We start from the raw sequence: 19613 nt of genomic DNA, 5'->3' as shown, positions 1-19613 counted from the left end.
TTTTAGTCATTTTCTGGAATAATTTCAACTGGTTGCCTTATAAACAGCAGAATAAATCGACATTAAGCCATGCTTGTGGCTATCTTTGTGATAAACCTAACGGATTGATTATATGTATTTTTACTTACAAAATATGAACTTAGGTGTGTAATAGGAGAAGGGCTTAGACTCTAGTGCTAAAAAACCTCGTTTCCTCTAAATCTAGTAAACTAAAGAAAAAGGCCACCCTGTTGCTGAATAGTGGTGGCCTAGTGTTAATAAAGTCATTGGTTACGCCTTTGTCCAAGTTGGACTTGGACTAAGACGCTTTGTCAATTTTTGGCTTTGGGATAGGTTCTACTTCTTCCTCGCTTGTCTCTGAGAAGATGTCGGCAACAGCGCTTCTCTCTAGTTCACCTTTGAGGTTCCCATCTTCGTCCACGACCGGAAGAGAGTAGTCGCAAGACATGGTGTCTGGCAGAACTTCTTCAATCACTGCATCAGGTAATACCGCAGGAACTTCTTCGTAGATCTCATCACTGAAATCGTGAACCGAAGAATCTTCAACAGCGTCTTGTAAGCTCTCTTTTGTGACCAAACCTTGATAGCCATCGTCAGTAACGTGATAAGCGTAATCGTGCTTGAGCATCTTCATTTGAGCCAATGCACCTTCGATGGTCTCTGAGGTGATTCGATACAAAGGAGGCTGCATAACTGTTTCTACAGTCAAAGCACGAGCGCGATTCACGTCTTTTACGAATGCCTCAACGTAATCATCGGCAGGGTTAAGTAGGATTTCATGAGGCGTGCCTTGCTGTACTAACTCGCCATCTTTAAGGATAGCGATGCGGTCACCTAGGCGGAGGGCTTCGTCTAGATCATGGGTGATGAAGACAATGGTTTTATGGAGTTTCTCTTGAAGTTCAATTAACTGATCTTGCATTTCGCTTCGAATGAGAGGGTCGAGTGCAGAAAAGGCTTCATCCATTAACAAAATTTCAGCGTTAGTACACAGGGCGCGTGATAAGCCGACACGTTGTTGTTGACCACCCGAAAGTTGGGCAGGGTACTGATTGCCATACCCTTTCAAACCTACGGTTTCCAACCACTCATTTGCTTTTGATAGGCGCTCACCTTTTTTGATACCTTGGACTTCCAAGCCATAGGCGACGTTCTCAACCACAGTTCGGTGTGGCATCAACCCAAAGCGTTGAAATACCATCGACATTTTGTGACGACGAAACTCTTCCAGTTCTTTGGTATTCAAGCTCATTACGTCGATGCCTTCTACCGTGATTTTACCTTGAGTCGGGTCAATTAAGCGGTTGAAGTGACGGATGAGTGTTGATTTACCTGAGCCTGAAAGCCCCATAATCACAAAGATTTCACCGCGATTTATCTGAAGGTTAATTTCTTTAAGGCCAACGGTATGACCGGTGTCGGCGAGAATCGCATCTTTATGCTCGCCATTCTTAACGCGGTCCATTACGGACAGAGGTTTAGGCCCAAACACTTTGAACAGGCCACTAATTTCGATTAATGGTTTAGTCATGTTTGAACCCTCCTAGGTGGGCATTGGTTCTACGCGCATAAGCCTGTGACGCTCGGTCAAACAGAATCGCGAGTGCAACAATGGCGAAGCCGTTCATCAAGCCTAGAGTGAAATATTGGTTGGTAATCGATTTAAGAACCGGTTGTCCTAAGCCCTTAACACCAATCATAGACGCAATAACCACCATTGATAGGGCCATCATGATGGTTTGGTTTATACCTGCCATGATGGTTGGCATTGCCAGTGGTAACTGAACGCCCCATAAACGCTGTTTCTTGCTCGCACCAAAAGCAGTCGCAGCTTCTAACACTTCTTTATCGACTAAACGAATACCTAAGTTAGTTAGACGAATCACAGGGGGGATTGCGTAAATAACCACGGCGATAAGACCTGGAATTTTACCAATACCAAGCAGCATAACGACTGGGATTAAGTAAACAAACGCAGGCATTGTCTGCATAATATCCAGCAGTGGTGTAACGATCGATTGTGCGCGATTAGAACGCGCCATGGCGATACCAATAGGAATACCTAGGAAGATAGAAACTAAGGTACACACAGTGATGATGCTGAGTGTCCGCATTGTGTCTTCCCACATACCAAAGTAGCCGATGAGAAGTAGAGAGAGCACACAACCTAGAGCCAGTTTCCAAGAGCGACTGGCGGCATAAACTAAGCCCGTGCAAACGCCAAGAACGATCAGCCAAGGGGTAGAGATTAGAAGTTTTTCAAACCAAACTAGGAAGGAAAGAAGAGGGTCAAATAATGATTCGATCATTTCTCCATATTCACGGGAAAACTCACGATATGCGCCGTCTAGCGTCTTTTTAATTGCTCGCAAATCAGAGCGTTCCATTTCTGGGAAGCTCGATAACCAATTGCTGTCAGCCATTTTATATCCTTATAGTTCGGAGCCACTTGTTCAACACACTAAAATGCGATGTGAACAAGGCTCCGAATTACGAATAACATCAAGTATAGCGACGTTATTTCCATTGTATTGAAGCGTAGCCATAGACAAATATAACTACTCTCTAAGCATTGTTATTAAAGCTCAGCTTCAACCTTTTTTGCGACTTCTTCAGAAACCCATGGGTGCCATACTTCTGGGAATTCACTCAAGAAATGTATGCTCGCTTCTTCACCATCCGCTTGGTTGTCTTCCATCCAAGCTAGTAAAGCATTCATTTTTTCGTTGGTGAAACCACGCTTAGTAAAGTAGTCGTACGCTTCCGGTGCGCGCGATGCAAAACTTTCAGTGGTAATGGTGTGGACAGGAGAAGGCGGGTACATGGTTGCTTTAGGAGATTCACAGCCTTCTTGGGTCGTACAGCTGATAAATTCTTCTTTATCAACACCACTGCCAAAGTCGACTTTTACCATGTCATATTTGCCAAGAACTGCAGTTGGTGCCCAGTAGTAACCGAACCAAGCTTCTTCACGTTCATAAGCTTTCGCGATAGATCCAGATAAACCAGCACTTGAGCCAGGGTCTACGATGGTAAAACCGCTCTCTTCTAGGTTAAGTGCGTCAAACAGGTTAGCGGCACTGATTTGACAGTTCCAGCCTGCTGGACAGCTGTAAAATGCGGATGTATCTGGGTCTTCAGGGTGCTTGAACAACGCAGCGTTCTTGCGTACACCTTCGATTGTTGCCATTTCTGGGTTTTGTTTAACTAGGTAAGCAGGAACCCAAAAACCCTCTTCACCACCATTTACAAGAGCTTTACCTGCGTAGCGAAGACGTTTCTCTTCAACACCTTTATCAAGAGCGTCTTTTAGGCTGTTACTCCATAGTTCCGGTGCAACATCTGGTTGGCCTTTTTCAATCATGGATGTGCCGGTTGGCATAGTGTCACCAGGGATGAGTTCGGCATCACAATCGTAACCATGCTCAAGGATGAATTGGTCGATGTTGGCGATAAGAGTTGCAGAGTTCCAGTTCATGTCTGCGATTGTTACGCTGCCACATTCTCCAGCGTTAGCATGACCACTGGCTGCTGCAACTAACAAAAATACGGAGCTTAACTTGTATTTCATATTGAGTTTCCTTTCTCTTTAATAATACAACCAAGCTAGTCAAGGTCAGTTGACTAACTGAATTGCTCGATGGTGATCCTTTCCATGTTTTGAACCATTTGAGCAGAAGGAGGGATGGGGGAAGTGTGTGAATCAATCAGCAAACCAATACAGCAACAAAGCATAAGTGTGATTTGCTTGATTTATCCACGGTGTTTCACCGCCATCGGATAACTTTGTCAAACTATTACAAATTCGTCAAAAACCACCTCTATTTATAATCTTAGGGAATATTCGTACGAATTCCATCTTTGACGCTATTTACATGGCACTTTAACAGGCTGTGTCACATTACCACCAAAGTTAGCCGGTTTGTGTTGATCTTTGAGGCGTTTTCAAGGTGAGATGACCACTAATTATGTGTATGAAATGCATTGAATGGTCGCAAAAATCGTATTTTCTATATTAAATTCGCCAAAAATTAGAAAATACGATTAATGTGCGATTTGAGGAAGTAATTGGCATTAATTCACCTGCTAGCAGGATACATTCTACATCGGCAGGTTCAAAAACTCGTTCCGATAGAGTTTATTAGCTAGACGCTCACGTAGCTTAACTGGGATAAACTTCATTCGGTTTATCTGTCTAACCAGTTCTTGTGCAAAGCTTGGCGTATCCTTCATATTCATGATGCAGCCCGTTAAGGAAATAGTCTGAGCATCGAGAAGCTTCTTAGCTTGCTCGAGATGATGAGACGATGTATCTCCGTAAGCGACAACAAGAAGCGTTGAATCACAGGCGCTAGCTACTGATTGAGCTGGGATATTACCTTTATTTATGTTGAGTAGCGGCGAAGTATCGATGATTACGCGGTCGTATTTAACTAGCCATTGAGCAACAGCCTGCTTTAATGTCGATGGATCTTTGTATGCTAACTGCGTCGATGCGACTTGCGGTGCGGGTACCCCGATAAACGTGCGTTGTGATTCAACATGCTCAATAAGCTGACCTGATTGTTCCTCTTCAAGCATATTGAGGTTCTTAAAAGCTGGGTTGAACAGGTTAAGGTCCACATACAGTGTAGAGTGACCCGCTAACAAGAAACGCTCGGCGAGGGCAGTTGCGACCGATGTTACGCCGTCACCTGAATGACAAGCAGTAACACAGATAGAGCGTTGTTCGTTTAATTCAGACGCCCAATAGATTTGCTCAACTTCGGCATGCGTTGCTGAAATAGTCATTATAACGCTCCTATTAGTACAATCGTGGTAGTAATACGTAGTATGTCCTCTAGGCCTACACGGGCTTTTTCCATAAAACTGTCACGACGGTCTGGAATGTAAATGGTATCTCCAGCGCGCAAAACCGGTAGGTTATAAATGTTGGCTGTTTTACTAAATTCAACGAGGTCGAAAGTGCGAGCTTGTCCTTGGCAACAAGACATATTTACAATGGTAATCTTCTCAACGTATGCATTGTCAGTAGGGCCAGCCGCTTCAGCTAAGATATCTAAAATCGTCATGTTATCGTTAAACACATAACGGCCGGGGTTATTAACTGCCCCTAGCACACGCACGGTTTCTTCTTTTGGCTTGTCTAGCCAGTTTTTGTTCTTCTCAGGGATATAGATAGTATCGCCAGTAGTGACATTCGGTAGTAACGATTCATCGCCTGTTTCAAAATACAAAGACAGATTAAGCTTGCTGACCTTGGCGTAAGGTTTATCACGATGGGTCACACGAATGTTGTGTATGTCTGCATCTCCAGTAGGGCCGTCGGCCGCAGACAAGATATCTAGGAAATGCATGTCTTTAGTGAAACGGTAACGGCCCGGTGCGTTGACTTGTCCAAAAATGTAAATAGACGCATCAGAGCTTTGGCGAACCCATTGTGATTTATTGTCTGATGGGTCTTGCGGTAAATCGTGTACACGAACGATTGAGCCAGCAGAGATATAGGGCATTTGGTCTCGTGGTGCACCGTTTTTAATAAACTCATCTAAATCGAATACCACGAGCTTTCTGCCAGTCACAATCTCAATTTTTGTAGTATCAGCGCGTAGAGTTGGTCCTCCGACATGCGCGAGTAGGCCCATGAAGTTCATTTCGTCTGACCACTCAATTCGACCAGGTCGGTTTACTTCACCAATCACGTTAACGGCTCTGTCTGGAGCGATCTTCAACCAAGATTTTTCGTTCATATCCGTTTTCTCAGGAACAAAAATCGCATCACCAGCTTTAATGTTTGGTGGGTTTGAGTTCGGTAAGCCTTCGGTATAGGCGGCTAAATCGAATCGAAGTACTCGACCATCGGCTTTGATAACGCGGATTTGGCGAGACTCAGCGAAGCGAGTAGGTCCACCGGCGTTAGCCAAGATATCCATGAAGGTCGCGCCTTTTTTACCTTCAAAGGCACCAGGTGCTGCCACTTCGCCCATTACATAAACCATGTTCGCACCGGATTTAATCTCTTCTTCCTGTTTTGGCACAAAAATGGTTGAGCCTGGGCGTAGCACTGGCAGTAGACTTTCGTCGCCAGAATCAAGGTAGCGCTTAAGGTTGAATAGCGTTGGAGTATTGTTTGAGATGACGCGGATTTGTTCGACACTAGCGTAGCGAGTTACGCCGCCAGAGCGCATTAAGACATCAACGAGATCGGTATTTTCTTTATAAGTGAATGAACCAGGTGCGTTGACCTCACCGAAGACTTTAATTGAACTTCTTGAATCCGCGCTGTCACCCGAGTTGGCAAGCTTAGCAGGATCAAATTCTTGTTCAATATTACCAACCAGTGGTGAAGCAGGGACAAATAGAGAATCAAGTGATTGCAGTGTAGGCAGGTAGTCCTCATCGCCAGAATCTAAGAAACGCTTGTAATTAAACTCTTTACGTTCTGCGCCACGCTTTAAGATTAACTTGTCCAATTGAGCCCCAGAACGTAAGCCTCCAGCCGCGTACAGCGCCATTTGGACGCTCGAGCCCAAAGCCAAGGTGTATTCACCCGGTTGCTCAACGTAACCTTGCACGTAGATAATGATCTGTTGTTCTTTTACATAAACAGAAGCATTCGATAGATCTTTATAAGCCGTCGCCAGTGACTCTAGAACGACTTTATTCAACTGTTCTTTATCGTAGCCTGCGACGAACACAGTACCTACTTCAGGTAGGGTGATTCGACCGCGTTTATCCACTTGGTAACCTTTGTTTAACTCGCTCTCTCCAGGCACATTCACTTGGATAAGATCACCGACTTGCACTGCGTCCGAAAAGTCGTCGTCGGCATGTACTAAAGTCGCGATGAACATCGATAACGTGATAAGTAACGCAATCAGTAATTTCATAGTGAGCTCCCCATCTTAGCCGCGTTTTCAGGGGAGATGACTTCGATACTCACTCTTCGATTGGTTAAGCGTGTACCTTCGGATTCACCTTCAAATAGTGGTACGGTTTCACCTACTGAGACGGCCTTGATACGGCTAGGGCTTAGACCAAAGATAGTGAGATAGCGCTCAACTTGTTGCGCTCGGCCTAGGGCTAATTTGTCGTTGTATTCTTCTGAGCCTGTTGCGTCTGAATGGCCTGTCACTATTAACTCTAGCGACTTGTTGTCTTTTAAGATGTAAGACGCCTCTGCAAGCTTACCCATATATTTAGGATTCACTTCGATAGAGTTGTGTGCGAATTGATTGTCGACGTTGAGTAGATCGTACAGTTGTTGAATTATCGACAGCTGCATACGGAATTGGTTTTCGTTCTTGGGAGGTTCACAACGCGCTTGTGAAGTTACGTAGTCAAGTTGAAGCTCAAGTTCGTTTAGGCGTTTTCTTTGGATAACCAAATCGTTAGCCGCATCTAGAAGTAGGCCTCCTTGAAGCTCGCGAGCGATGCGATTTTGCTTCTCGATGGCTTGGACAACCGCAGCGGGGAAGCACCAACGCGCGCCTTCTTGAATCAGCGCATCCAAATGCAATTTAGCGAGTTGCCAATCAAAACGTAAGCCATGCTCTGGACCTAACGGTTCGTCAGGCATAACCGGCGAGAAGTCAGAATTCTGATAGTTCATCGAATCATAACTCTCGGCTAGTCCGCCAGTGCCGTGTTCTGGGTAACTTGTGCAACCCAGAACTAGCACAGACAGAGATAGGGCTATGTAGTTTTTGATTGTATTCATGCCAACGTCCTTTGTTTTACGCTTTTTATTATTATTTTTTGTTACTTCTAGCTTAGTGGATCTTCATGAATTTGTAGGATTTTTTGAGTTAACAGGGATAGCGTGTCCAATTCGCAGAAGGTTCATGATTTCCAGTGGTTGACCTGACACGTTTTCTAGTCGCATGTTACGTTCACGCTCAGTTAGGCGTTTGAACATGTAAACAATCGCACCCACACCTGATGAATCAAGAAATTCGACCTGACTGAAGTCGACTTCGACCTCTTGATGACCGTCATTAGAAATCACTTCATCAATGTCGGTTTGGGCATCGCGACTGCCTGCCGCGTCTAAATCACCAAAAATTGAAAGTGTTAGTGTTGTTGTGTTTAGGTCAATCTTACGTAGTTCCATAGTCTTATCTCCTTTTGTTCATGAGTTTACAAAAGCACTGAATGTGCCAACTTTTTTGGTGTTATATATCAAGAAGTTATGGTGTTTGATTTTTAGTGTTTCATTTTGAGAAAGGTGATTTCTCAATATGAGAACTAAAAATGGTTGGATTTTTGGGAGGTGTAACGAATTGATTTTGCGAATGAAACGTCATTATGAATAAGGTTGATGTATTGATCGCATCTTAGCTCAAAGATTGAATGATGAATGGCTAGAACACCTAGGATAGAAAGTAGATTTGAGCAAAGTGCTCAATACTTTTAACCGCTCAAGGTACAAAAGGAATTTTGAAATGAGGCTAACCAGGTTGGCAATTGCAACACTGTGTGCGTTTTCTACGTTTCCTTCTCATGCTTCGTATCTGCCTCCTGCACAATTGGTTTTAGCAAATACTTATAAGCAAGGTATAGATGTGTCTGAATATTGGACCAGCGAAAAGCTCGATGGCATCAGGGCTTTGTGGGATGGAAAGCATCTATATACCCGCAATGGGAATCGAATTTATGCGCCTAAGTGGTTTGTCAAAGAATTACCGGATGCTCACCTTGAAGGAGAACTGTGGGCTGGAAGAGACAATTTTCACTTAGTCCAAACAACAGTCTTAGACCACACTCCAAGTGATACGGCGTGGCAAGAGATCGAATTCATGCTATTTGATATGCCAGGTGCGGCGGGCGACTATCAGAAACGTTACTACAACATCTTGCACTGGGTAAGAGTGATAAACGAACCGCACATTGGGTATGTGGAGCATACACCGATTGCAAACGAAGAGGCATTGTTTCATCAGCTTGATAATGTCGATGAGCGTAAAGGCGAGGGGTTGATGCTTCGTAAGATTACCAGCCGATATCAGGCGGGTAGAAGTAATGACTTGTTAAAACTAAAACGACATCACGATGCAGAAGCGACCGTTATTGGCTATAAAACCGGAACTGGTAAGTATAAGGGGATGATGGGCTCAATTTTAGTACACACAAAAGATGGTGTGGAGTTTTACATTGGAAGTGGCTTCACCGATAAGATGCGCTTGTCTCCTCCAGAAATTGGCAGTCAAATTACCTTCCGTTACAATGGCTTCACTCAAAATGGTAAGCCGAAGTTTGCAAGGTTCGTTAGAGAGAAAAGTGATTATTAAACAATTGCACATCAGCGTGCCGAACAAGCATTGCTGAGAACTATTTTGGGCACGGAAAAAATGTGTACATGGAATAAAAAAGAGCTCTGATTATCAGAGCTCCTTTGTTTTATCAACTTGTCTTTAAGAAGCGGTTAGCGAGAACCGAACTCCAACTGTACTTCATCACTTTGTTTGTGCATCCAGTGCAAACGCATACCAAGCATAGTTGCTGCTGAAGACAAACCAATAATGAAGCCAATCCAGAAGCCGTGTGCACCCATTGGTTCAACAATCCAATCCGTCATCCCTAAGATGTAGCCAATCGGCAAACCAAGCAGCCAATAAGCGATAAAAGTACGATTGAAGATTGAACGCATATCTTTATAACCACGAAGTGCACCCGCAGCGATGACTTGAATTGCATCTGTACATTGGTATACCGCCGCAAAAATCAGGAGCTGCATTGCGATGGTAATTACTGCTGTGTTTTCTGTGTAAAGAAGTGACACTTGCTCTCTAAACAACACGGTGAGCGCCGCTGTGATAAACGCTGTTACCAAGCCAACAATGATACCGACATGAGTCGCAATTTTAGCGCCTTCAGTGTTGTTCTCACCCAGTTTATGACCAACACGGATACTAACCGCAGCACCAATACTCATTGGGATCATAAACACCAGTGAAGAGAAGTTAATCGCAACTTGGTGCGCCGCTACGATCAATGAGCCGAGTGGGGCAACTAACAGCGCAACCACTGCAAACAACGTTACCTCGAAGAAAAGCGCAGCTGCGACAGGAAAACCAAGTTTAAATAAGCGAACTTGAGCTTTTAGTTGAGGTTTATGGAATTGACCGAAAATGTTGATTTTAGCCAAGCGCTTAGAGGTCAACACATAAGTAAACAGTAAGCCAAACATGATCCAATAAACGATAGCGGTTGCTACGCCACAACCCACACCGCCAAGGGCAGGAGCACCAAGCTTACCGTAAACAAACATCCAGTTAAGCGGAATGTTTAATAACAGGCCAATAAAACCAATGACCATTGCAGGCTTAGTCAAAGACATACCGTCAGTAAAACTTCTTAAGGTTTGGAACAACAAGAAAGCTGGCACAGCAAACATTACCGCATTCATATAGCCGATGGTCTTTTCTGCCATTAGGATTTCAATATCCATCAATTGCAAAATGGCTTGAGTTTGGAAAAGGACTCCAATGATTGGAATCGAAAGTACAAGCGCTAAGAATGCACCTTGCTGAATCTCAAAAGGAATCTTAACTTGGCGACCAGAACCATTTAGTTGTGCGACCACAGGCACTAACGCCATAAGTAATCCGACACCAAACAAAATTGAAGGAAGCCAGATACTTGCCGCTATTGATACCGCTGCCATATCGATAGCACTAACGCCACCGGCCATAACAGTATCAACGAAACTCATGCCAGTTTGCGCGATAGATGCGATCAATACTGGCGTCGCAAGTTTGATTAGATTTGAGGCTTCTTCTTTGTAACGATGCACAAACAACTCCAGATGAAAAAGAAAATAAGACAGGAATGAATATTCAGAAGGAATCAGAGACACTGATCGTTAAGCTTCCATTGGACGAATCATAAAGAAATGTCACAATAACTGCCATAGTAAAATGCTAAATAGGAAACTTATGTTTACAGGTATCGTTCAAGGCATGGCAACACTGGTTGCTATCAATAAAAAAGAGTTGTTTCAGACTCATACCGTTGAGTTAACGGATGAAATGGTACAGGGGTTAGCTATCGGCGCTTCTGTTGCTCACAACGGTTGTTGCCTGACAGTGACTGAAATTTCAGGTAACCAAATCTCTTTTGACTTAATGCAAGCAACATTACGTCTAACCAACTTGGGCCAGTTAAACGTAGGTGACAAAGTGAATGTTGAGCGCGCCGCTAAGTTTGGTGACGAAATTGGTGGTCACAGCATGTCTGGCCACATTTCGTTAATGGCTAAGTTAGTTGAAGTTATCAAAACGGAAAACAACCGCACACTTTGGTTTGAACTACCAGAAACATCAATGAAGTATGTTCTGAGCAAAGGGTACATCGGTGTTGATGGTTGTTCACTTACGATCGGTGAAGTGGAAGATAACCGCTTCTCTGTACATTTAATCCCAGAAACCCTGAATCGCACGCTATTTGGTGGCCGTGAAGTTGGTGACGAAGTAAATATCGAGTTTGACCCTCAAACTCAAGCGATTGTTGATACCGTGGAACGTGTATTAGCGAATCAAAAGTAATCAATCGTCACATTTAATCTGCGTTGTTCTATTTACGCGATGACCAAATTAAAAAGAGCACCCTAGGTGCTCTTTGTTGATTTTGTTGCCTGTGAGAAACACAGATTAGAATACCTGCTCATCGTCTGCATCGATCGACAGGTTTATTCTGTCTCGCACTTCGTCGACTTGCATGTCTAGATGAATGGCATTGCAACAGGCAGGGCAGTCGTCGTAAAAATCTTGACTGCCATTGGATGCGTCGAGCGTTATATTAATACCGTGCCCGCAATGAGGGCAGGAGACATGTTTCTCTGTGTATTTCTGCATGACAAATTCTCCTCAAGCTAACTTATACCATCTGACCGCTTATCTATTGTGATAAGTGTTACACAGCCTGAATCTTCTGAATGCACGCTTCTGTTTGTGCCAGATATTCACCGCCAAATTGATTACAGTGATTAAGAAGGTGGTACAAGTTGTAAATGTCTTTTCGATCAGTATAGCCAACGTCAAGCGGCATGACGCTTTGGTATCCTTCATAAAACTCAGGTGGGAAGCCCTGAAACAATTCAGTGAGCGCTAAATCACACTCATGGTCGCCCCAATAACAAGCTGGGTCGTAGCAAATAGGACCAAATGCTGAATTAGCCACATTACCATTCCAAAGATCACCATGAAGTAATGAAGGGCGAGGGTTGTGGCCAGCAAGTCTCATGTTCACCATCCCAACAATGTCGTCAATATCCCCGAACTCGATGCCTTTCTCTTTTAGGAGCTGAAGTTGAAAACCGATGCGTTGTTCAGAAAAGAAACGGCCCCATTTTTTATGCCAGGGATTTGGTTGAAGCGTGCTGCCGATGTAGTTGTCTTGGTCGCAACCAAACTCTTTTTGCTCACCCCACTGATGAAGTTTGGCAAGCTGGACACCAAAGTCATAACTGTTATTGCCTGTCTCGAGTGGTTTGGTAGGCAGATAGTTAAGAATGATAAACGAGCACTCTTTGGTTTTACCAATCAGCACCAGCTCAGGTACATAGACTGTTGAAGTCTCTCTTAATAAACGTAGGTTCTCAGCTTCAATCTCAAACTTAGGTAGGAACTCTCGCTGATTCACCTTAACGAAGTAACGTTCATTACCGTCGCTGATCATATAGCAATCGTTAATGTCACCACCGGGAACCTTAACGCGCTCGGTAATCTGAAAATTGAATAAGAGTGTGTCTGAAAGCTGTTGAGAAATGGCCTGCCACATAGGAAATCCTCAATGAACTGTTGGAGTGAAATACTATCGTTTGATAGCAATAGTTTAGGACAAATCTGAGTGATTTATAGACGTTCTGGTCAATGTTCTCAGCACTAGTACAAGACAGTACGGATCAATTAACAGTTTTGTGAACTCTGACTGTGTGAATGCCTTTGATAAATCAGTAAAAAGTGAATCACAAATCGCAAAATAGTTGGAACAAATATCACGTGCGACACCAAATAACCTTACTTCCACTAGAAAATCAATAATAGCTTGGTATGGTTGACGCGCTATTGCTAAAGAGAGCTTTGAGATGTTGTGGTTTGAGCAGGACGGGTAATTATTATTGAGTAAGCTGCTTCGCGTATTATTGATTCAATTTTGCACTTAAATACTAACAAAGATCATTTTAATCCTCGTTATAGCAATAAAATGATGACAAATGACTTCATATACATAGTATTAGCCTAATACGTATTAATCTGCCTTAGAGCTTAAAACGGAGATTTATTGTGGTTGTAGAAACCGATGGCTACCTAGCTTTGATCGAGCACTTATCATTTAACCTAGATGTATTTACTAACGGTAACGGTGATACTGGAAACGAAAGTGTCGAAGACATAGTAACTGACATGATTTCAAGCAACATTATGGCGATCTTCGAGCAAAACCCTGAGCTGCATTCAAGTGTACGTTTTCAGTTGCTTAAAGAAGCGGATGCCGTGGTTGCTGATCTAGGGGAAGTGCTTGCAGGCGTGTGGGCTAAAAAAGCGACAAACGAACAGATTGTCTTCTTGGATGAATACATCGCATTGGTGAAGAACCTATTCGATACTGCAGTAGCAAAATACGATTAACCTCTATTTCGTCGTTACTGACTATTTTTGTGGTTAGTATTCTTTATTGATGGACTGAAAGCGTAGCACCTCTATGAGGTTGCCTTTAATTCAATTGGTGGCCTCGCAAATACACTATATGCGCCTAAAGTGCCAAAATTTAGAAGCCCAATATGGGTTATCTAGCCTAGATATGATCACACCTTTCGACGTAGACGCATGTAGGAACTGGTTGTTCCCCAAATACACACCTACATGCCTAACGGTGAAAGACGTCTTGAAAAACACCAAATCTCCACTCCTTGCTTGCTCATAAGCGATTTCAACGCCTTGTTTACTCTGATCTTTTGTCGTTCTTGGTAATGCTTGCTGCGTCGCATTTTGCACGGCAATTTGGACAAAAGCGGAACAATCCACGCCTCTGAATGAAGTTCCACCGAAATGATAAGGTACGCCTTTCCACTGCTTGTACACACTCATATAAGCATTAGTAGTCAATTGTTCTGACTTTGATAGAGGTTTATTTGCAATTTGGCTGTTTTTAGAAGGGGATGGTGCTGAGCTACAAGCTGTTAATGTTGCGAAAGTTATTGTAACTGCAAGCATTTGTCTGAATTTCATATGTAACTCTTCTGAAAGAAAACTGAAATAAAAGCGTAATCAAGGGCTTCTAGTATACCGACTAACTTAAGGATATCTCTTTTTGTAGTCAAACTGGATTTCGCATGACTGACACCAATTTATCGGTAAAACCCTCACGTTATACATTCTCGCTCATTCAAACGGTTAGTGTCGTATTTATTTCGATCCTTCTACTTGTCAGCTTTTTATCTATGGTCAGTATTCGTGGCATAGATCGAGTAGGAGGTTACTTTGATACTCTGTCTGAACAAGCTCTGCCACTCGCTCTGCATAACGCAGAATTAACACAAAGCGTATTAGAACAAGTAAAACTACTCACTTATAGCACCCAATCGACTGACTTAGATACACTAAACCAAACACGTAATTTGATCGATGAACTCGCTGTAGAGAGTAACAACACGCTCGAGGAACTCCTTTTTATCTCCCAATCTTTTCCTGATGCGATTTCTCTTGAACAAAAGCAAAGCCTTATCGACGATATGGCACAGCTACAACAAATGACCGACACGGTTCTTTCTGCACAAATTGAAATACAAAGTAAGCAAAACCTGATCGACAGTAAAATTGGTGAGTTTCGTTACGGCGTAGGATCTATCGGTCCTGAAATGAATCGTATTAGCTCCTTCTTAGTGGAAGATAATCCAGAAGCGAGCGACGCGGCCAACCGCTTTACGTCGAGTGCATCTGCGATGGCCAATACTTTCTTAATGTTGATGATGCAAAACGACCTTGAGAAAGCAGAAGATGAATATCGTCAATTGAGGAACCGAATCGCTGGTCTTAATTTGGCCTACAGTGATTTCTCAGATTGGCACCCAGACATTGCAGAGTTCGCGAGCCTAGTCGCCCCTTATGAAATGGTAAAAGAGGGCTTTACAGAAGAGGGCGTCATCAAGCAAATATTGCTTAAGCTAGAGCTAGTTAAACAGCAAGAGCAAAACTTAGCGCAAGTGATTGGACTAGCGAATACGGCGATTAACACGCTCAATCAGCTATCGTCTACAGCGTCTCAACTGATTGATGAAAGTGAACTGGTCGTAAACCAGACCATTACTAACATCGACCGTGTGTTATTTATTAGTGGGTTAGTGATCGCAATGATCATTATTACGTCATGGCTAGTACTGCGTCGTTGGATGAACAAAGGCTTAAAAAACATTACACGTCAGTTAACGTCACTTGCAGAACATGACTTCTCGACGCAGAGTGAGTTGCTTGGCCCACTCGAGCTACAAGTCATCACCTCTAAACTTAATACGGTTGTCGATTCAACTGCCGATTCTATACGTTTAGTTACTCGCAACTGTGAAACGCTTTATCAGACAGCAGAAGTAAGTCACGACGCCGCAGAGCAAACCAACTTGAGCCTGCATGAGCAGAATGAATCTCTGCAGAATATGATCACCACAATCACACAACTTGAAGCGTCGATTGGTGAAATCGCTCGTATTTCGAATGCCTCGAATGATGATGCTCAAGTCGCAGAAGACGAGTCAGTGAGTGGTAGCCAGGTTATTGGTTTAAACCAAGAGCGCTTACAAGCGTTAGAGCACTCTTTAAACATGAACGAACAGTCGATGGCTGATCTTGATGGGCGAGTTAAGCAAATTCGTGAAATGGTCGACATGATCAGTGGTATTGCAGAAAACACCAACCTGTTGGCATTGAATGCCGCGATAGAAGCTGCGCGGGCGGGAGAACAAGGTCGTGGTTTTGCGGTAGTCGCAGATGAAGTAAGGAAATTAGCGAGTGGTACATCCCAACAAACCACCAATATTCGCAATATGATGAATGAGCTGGTGGCGGCGGCGGACCGTTCTCGTACGTCTGTTACTGAATCACGAACTGAGATGGCGAACGCACTTCAAGCGAGCGGCGATGTGAAGCAAGCTTTTGAGAAGATTGAAGTTGCGGTTAACCAGATTAAAGGCCGCGTCGAGCAAATCATGGTCGCAACAGAGCAACAGGCTCGTGCAACTGTTGATGTGACACACTCAATCACGCGCGTATCCGAACAGGGCGAAAATACTAAACTGCAACTTGAGTCCATGATTGAAAGTTCTGAGCAAGTGGGTGAAATCGCAGGCCATCAACAAGCTATGCTTCATAAGTACGTATTGAAGTAAGTGTGTCAACGTCATCCGGAAGTGTGAATTGCCGCTGAAGGGTGAAAAGCTACGCATATAAAAATGGCGCAATCTCTTAATGAGTTTGCGCCATTTTTTGTTATTTTCTTGAGGCGTCAGGTCTTGTCTTTCGAATGAGGGAAGGAAGCGAATGGTTGGCGTAACATCAAGTCGAGTCTTTGTTCTTTTCCGTCTCGTATTTCTGGCACACCAATATTGACCTTGTCATGGCCAAGCTTAGGTTGTGCGCGATACGTTTTAAACCAGATATCCCACACTGATAAGAAGAAGCCAAAATTAGAGTGTGTTTCTTTGACAATCACAGAGTGGTGCACTCGATGCATATCTGGCGTGACAATCACTTTACGAAGCTGTTTGTCGAACCATAAAGGTAGACGACCGTTACTATGGTTAAACATTGCACTTACATTCAGAACGACCTCGAATATCACAACGGCTAGTGCGGACACACCCAATACAAAAATTAACGCGACCTTAATCAACATCGACAAGATCATCTCAATTGGATGAAAGCGGGTACCTGTAGTTACGTCTATATCCAGATCGGCATGATGAACACGATGAAGTTTCCATAGAGCTGGGATACGGTGAAACACCAGGTGCTGAGTGTAAATGGCAAGATCTAATAACACGACACAAAGGAACACGGTGATTTCAAAGGGTAGACTGATGTTATTGAACAGACCCCATTGGTTTTGTTCCGCAATCAGTGCCGCTTGAAATGCCGCAACAGGTATTAATGTCGCCAATAAAACACTGTTAAGCGCCATTAATGAGAAGTTATTTCCCCAACGAAACCATTTATTTTGAGTCAACGTTTTTCTTGGCGCACGATATTCCCACAACGCACACAAAACAAAAGTGCTAACAAAGAAAACAAGGCGAAGTAAGGATGGGTCTTGCATGAGAATTCCTTCTATCATTCTAACGATACTGTAAGTACAATCGGGCCACTTTTCTAGATTTACTGTTATTGTCCATGAGAATCCACGCTTTTCACCGTTTATATCAACACCGTTTGTCCCTTTCTACCAAGCCGTTCAATGCGCGCGGGTGTAAAGTGGTTCGATGTGAGTTCTGTAAAATCAAACAAGACAGCTGTATCTGTGAGCACCAACCGAACATAGATACGAATATTGCCACAATGTTGATCTTGTCAGATAACGAAATATTGAAACCAAGTAATACAGGTCGTTTGATTGTCGACACAGTGAAAGACAGCCATGTTTACCTTTGGCATCGAACAGAGCCAAACACAGAGATGCTGGATGTTCTGAAGGACGAGCAATATCAACCGGTGATTGTGTTCCCAGAAGATTATACCGATGACAAATCGCGAGTGGTTCGGGACCTGCCACAAATGCGTAATCCAAATAAAAAGCTACTACTGATTTTCATCGATGGTAGCTGGCGTGAAGCAAGACGTATCTTTAGACGTTCTGAGTACTTACAAGATCTACCTGTGTTGTCGATTGAACCTGAATCCGTTTCTCAATACATGATGCGAAAGTCAGACAATGAGCAACACCTTTCAACTGCAGAAGTCGCGAGCTTAGTATTAAAACAAGCTGGTGAAGAGCAGGGCGCCAAAACATTACAACTATGGTTTGAAGCATTTCGCGAAAGCTACATGCTAAGTAAGACTCGTTACAAGTCAGATCCGACCAAACCAAGCCTGAATGCTTTCATAGAGCACAGTAAAAATGAGACGTCACTCTAACCTTTAACCGCTTTGTGCTGACTTGTTGTTCAAACAGACTCAAACACGAGATAAGTTTGTTATCTATCACGGTTTGTAGGGGGAGTGTTATGGATAATGTTCCCCAGTTGTTTTATTTAAAGAGTTTATTTGCCCGAATTTAGGGAAAAATTGGAGAGATTTCATGTATTACGGCTTCGATGTTGGCGGCACTAAAATTGAATTTGGTGCATTCAATGAGAAACTTGAGCGAGTAGCAACAGAGCGCGTTCCAACACCAACAGATGACTATCAATTACTGCTTGATACGATCGCTGGTTTAGTAAAGAAATACGATAGCGAATTCTCTTGCGAAGGCAAAATCGGCCTTGGCCTTCCTGGTATGGAAAACGCAGACGACGGCACTATGCTGGTTGTTAATGTTCCTGCATCAACAGGTAAGCCACTACGTAAAGATTTAGAAGCGCTAATCGGTCGTAGCGTAAAGATCGAAAACGATGCGAACTGTTTCGCGCTTTCTGAAGCGTGGGATGACGAGCTAAAAGACGAGCCATCGGTTGCTGGTCTAATTCTAGGTACAGGTTTTGGCGGCGGTTTAGTTTACGAAGGTAAGGTATTCTCTGGTCGTAACCACGTTGCCGGTGAACTAGGCCATATGCGTCTACCTTTGGATGCATGGTTCCACCTTGGTGACAACGCACCGCTTTTAGGTTGTGGTTGTGGTAAAAAAGGTTGTCTAGATAGCTATCTGTCGGGTCGTGGTTTCGAATTGATTTACGAGCACTACTTTGGCGAGAAGAAGAAAGCGATTGAGATCATCCAAGCTTACAACGAAGGTGAGGCTAAAGCGGCTGAACACGTTGACCGCTTCATGGAACTTTTGGCTATCTGCTTTGCGAACCTGTTTACTGGCCTAGATCCACACGTTGTTGCACTGGGTGGCGGTCTTTCAAACTTCGAGCTTATCTACGAAGAAATGCCAAAGCGCGTTCCTAAGTACTTACTGTCTGTTGCTAAGTGTCCGAAGATCATCAAAGCAAAACACGGTGATTCAGGTGGCGTTCGTGGTGCTGCATTCCTAAACATCAAATAGTGATGGCTTTCAGCTAAACAAGTTACGCAGAATAAATAAAAATGCCGCAATCTCGAAAGAGGTTGCGGCATTTTTTATTGTTTGGTGATTTTAGCTATCGATTAGCAAGAGCGAAGCTCTCTAAGAACTTACTTATTCTTTTTACCAACACCAAGGTTTTCTTTTTGCTTCAGCGTAAGCTTTGAAAAACCTAGCTTACGGAAGTAATTGTCTTGGTAGTTGCGAACTGCTTTAGTATCTGAAATCAACTCAAGCTGCTGCTCTGTTTTTAAATATTCAGTGATGTCGATGCCTTCAGCATCAGCAACCGCTTCTTGGATCGTGCGGTGTTCTTGCTTTGAAAACAGTAACTCTTTGTCTTCGTCTTTGTACGTGTACAGAATGGTACGAGCCATGATGCGCTCCAATAGAATTTTTAC

The 19613-nt window shown here is 43.4% G+C and carries 19 protein-coding genes; 6 read left to right on the top strand and 13 right to left on the bottom strand.

Going from position 1 to position 19613, the window contains the following annotated elements; all coding sequences use genetic code 11:
- Positions 1-298: 298 nt before the first annotated feature.
- The 7 genes from F0232_RS14740 to F0232_RS14710 all read right to left on the bottom strand — a co-directional run bounded on the left by F0232_RS14740 (position 299) and on the right by F0232_RS14710 (position 8113).
- Positions 299-1531, bottom strand: a complete 1233-nt coding sequence (locus F0232_RS14740) for a glycine betaine/L-proline ABC transporter ATP-binding protein (protein WP_105057142.1) — start codon at positions 1529-1531, stop codon at positions 299-301.
- Positions 1524-2423: a proline/glycine betaine ABC transporter permease gene (locus F0232_RS14735; protein ID WP_008217852.1), complete on the bottom strand. Its 900-nt coding sequence runs from the start codon at positions 2421-2423 to the stop codon at positions 1524-1526. The genes F0232_RS14740 and F0232_RS14735 overlap by 8 nt, the downstream gene beginning before the upstream one ends.
- A gap of 155 nt (positions 2424-2578) precedes the next feature.
- On the bottom strand, positions 2579-3571 hold the full coding sequence (locus tag F0232_RS14730; RefSeq protein ID WP_061034074.1) for an ABC transporter substrate-binding protein: 993 nt from the start codon (positions 3569-3571) through the stop codon (positions 2579-2581).
- A 530-nt stretch (positions 3572-4101) separates the two neighbouring features.
- Positions 4102-4791, bottom strand: a complete 690-nt coding sequence (locus F0232_RS14725; protein WP_171750852.1) for a chromosome partitioning protein ParA — start codon at positions 4789-4791, stop codon at positions 4102-4104.
- Positions 4791-6890 (bottom strand): SLBB domain-containing protein, encoded by a 2100-nt coding sequence (locus F0232_RS14720; RefSeq protein WP_105057143.1) that lies wholly within the window; start codon positions 6888-6890, stop codon positions 4791-4793. The genes F0232_RS14725 and F0232_RS14720 overlap by 1 nt, the downstream gene beginning before the upstream one ends.
- The gene (locus tag F0232_RS14715; RefSeq protein ID WP_008217858.1) at positions 6887-7720 is read right to left on the bottom strand and encodes an OmpA family protein; all 834 of its coding nucleotides are present in this window, start codon (positions 7718-7720) and stop codon (positions 6887-6889) included. The genes F0232_RS14720 and F0232_RS14715 overlap by 4 nt, the downstream gene beginning before the upstream one ends.
- A gap of 63 nt (positions 7721-7783) precedes the next feature.
- Positions 7784-8113 (bottom strand): STAS domain-containing protein, encoded by a 330-nt coding sequence (locus F0232_RS14710; protein ID WP_105057144.1) that lies wholly within the window; start codon positions 8111-8113, stop codon positions 7784-7786.
- A gap of 331 nt (positions 8114-8444) precedes the next feature.
- On the opposite strand from F0232_RS14710, the gene F0232_RS14705 reads away from it, so the two are divergent.
- Positions 8445-9290 (top strand): DNA ligase, encoded by an 846-nt coding sequence (locus tag F0232_RS14705; protein ID WP_171750851.1) that lies wholly within the window; start codon positions 8445-8447, stop codon positions 9288-9290.
- A gap of 134 nt (positions 9291-9424) precedes the next feature.
- Here F0232_RS14705 and F0232_RS14700 read toward each other — a convergent pair whose 3' ends face one another.
- On the bottom strand, positions 9425-10795 hold the full coding sequence (locus tag F0232_RS14700; protein WP_105057146.1) for an MATE family efflux transporter: 1371 nt from the start codon (positions 10793-10795) through the stop codon (positions 9425-9427).
- 142 nt (positions 10796-10937) lie between these two features.
- On the opposite strand from F0232_RS14700, the gene F0232_RS14695 reads away from it, so the two are divergent.
- Positions 10938-11546 (top strand): riboflavin synthase subunit alpha, encoded by a 609-nt coding sequence (locus F0232_RS14695; RefSeq protein ID WP_105057147.1) that lies wholly within the window; start codon positions 10938-10940, stop codon positions 11544-11546.
- 105 nt (positions 11547-11651) lie between these two features.
- On the opposite strand, the gene F0232_RS14690 is transcribed toward F0232_RS14695, so the two are convergent.
- Both F0232_RS14690 and F0232_RS14685 read right to left on the bottom strand, forming a co-directional pair.
- Positions 11652-11855 (bottom strand): CPXCG motif-containing cysteine-rich protein, encoded by a 204-nt coding sequence (locus tag F0232_RS14690; RefSeq protein ID WP_008217868.1) that lies wholly within the window; start codon positions 11853-11855, stop codon positions 11652-11654.
- A gap of 58 nt (positions 11856-11913) precedes the next feature.
- On the bottom strand, positions 11914-12780 hold the full coding sequence (locus F0232_RS14685; RefSeq protein WP_061034066.1) for a fructosamine kinase family protein: 867 nt from the start codon (positions 12778-12780) through the stop codon (positions 11914-11916).
- 506 nt (positions 12781-13286) lie between these two features.
- Between F0232_RS14685 and F0232_RS14680 the strand changes: the two genes are divergently transcribed.
- Positions 13287-13631 carry a DUF3802 family protein gene (locus tag F0232_RS14680; protein ID WP_008217871.1) on the top strand — a complete coding sequence of 115 codons (345 nt, stop codon included), beginning with the start codon at positions 13287-13289 and terminating at the stop codon, positions 13629-13631.
- A 114-nt stretch (positions 13632-13745) separates the two neighbouring features.
- Here the strand turns inward: F0232_RS14680 and F0232_RS14675 are convergent, their stop codons facing one another.
- The gene (locus tag F0232_RS14675) at positions 13746-14231 is read right to left on the bottom strand and encodes a C40 family peptidase (protein WP_105057148.1); all 486 of its coding nucleotides are present in this window, start codon (positions 14229-14231) and stop codon (positions 13746-13748) included.
- Between the two features lie 104 nt (positions 14232-14335).
- Between F0232_RS14675 and F0232_RS14670 the strand changes: the two genes are divergently transcribed.
- Positions 14336-16381 (top strand): methyl-accepting chemotaxis protein, encoded by a 2046-nt coding sequence (locus F0232_RS14670; protein WP_105057149.1) that lies wholly within the window; start codon positions 14336-14338, stop codon positions 16379-16381.
- 116 nt (positions 16382-16497) lie between these two features.
- Here the strand turns inward: F0232_RS14670 and F0232_RS14665 are convergent, their stop codons facing one another.
- Positions 16498-17307, bottom strand: a complete 810-nt coding sequence (locus F0232_RS14665; RefSeq protein WP_105057150.1) for a sterol desaturase family protein — start codon at positions 17305-17307, stop codon at positions 16498-16500.
- A 74-nt stretch (positions 17308-17381) separates the two neighbouring features.
- On the opposite strand from F0232_RS14665, the gene F0232_RS14660 reads away from it, so the two are divergent.
- The gene (locus tag F0232_RS14660) at positions 17382-18122 is read left to right on the top strand and encodes a tRNA-uridine aminocarboxypropyltransferase (protein ID WP_239936214.1); all 741 of its coding nucleotides are present in this window, start codon (positions 17382-17384) and stop codon (positions 18120-18122) included.
- 163 nt (positions 18123-18285) lie between these two features.
- Complete coding sequence (gene nagK, locus F0232_RS14655; RefSeq protein ID WP_008217891.1) at positions 18286-19194, top strand: N-acetylglucosamine kinase; 909 nt, start codon at positions 18286-18288, stop codon at positions 19192-19194.
- Between the two features lie 128 nt (positions 19195-19322).
- On the opposite strand, the gene F0232_RS14650 is transcribed toward nagK, so the two are convergent.
- The gene (locus F0232_RS14650) at positions 19323-19589 is read right to left on the bottom strand and encodes a DUF2960 domain-containing protein (protein WP_061034061.1); all 267 of its coding nucleotides are present in this window, start codon (positions 19587-19589) and stop codon (positions 19323-19325) included.
- Between the last annotated feature and the right edge of the window lie 24 nt (positions 19590-19613).

Origin of the sequence: Vibrio sp. T3Y01 (assembly GCF_013114525.1) — a bacterium.
Lineage (GTDB): Bacteria > Pseudomonadota > Gammaproteobacteria > Enterobacterales > Vibrionaceae > Vibrio > Vibrio chagasii_B.
This window is presented reverse-complemented; position numbering and strand designations above follow the sequence as displayed.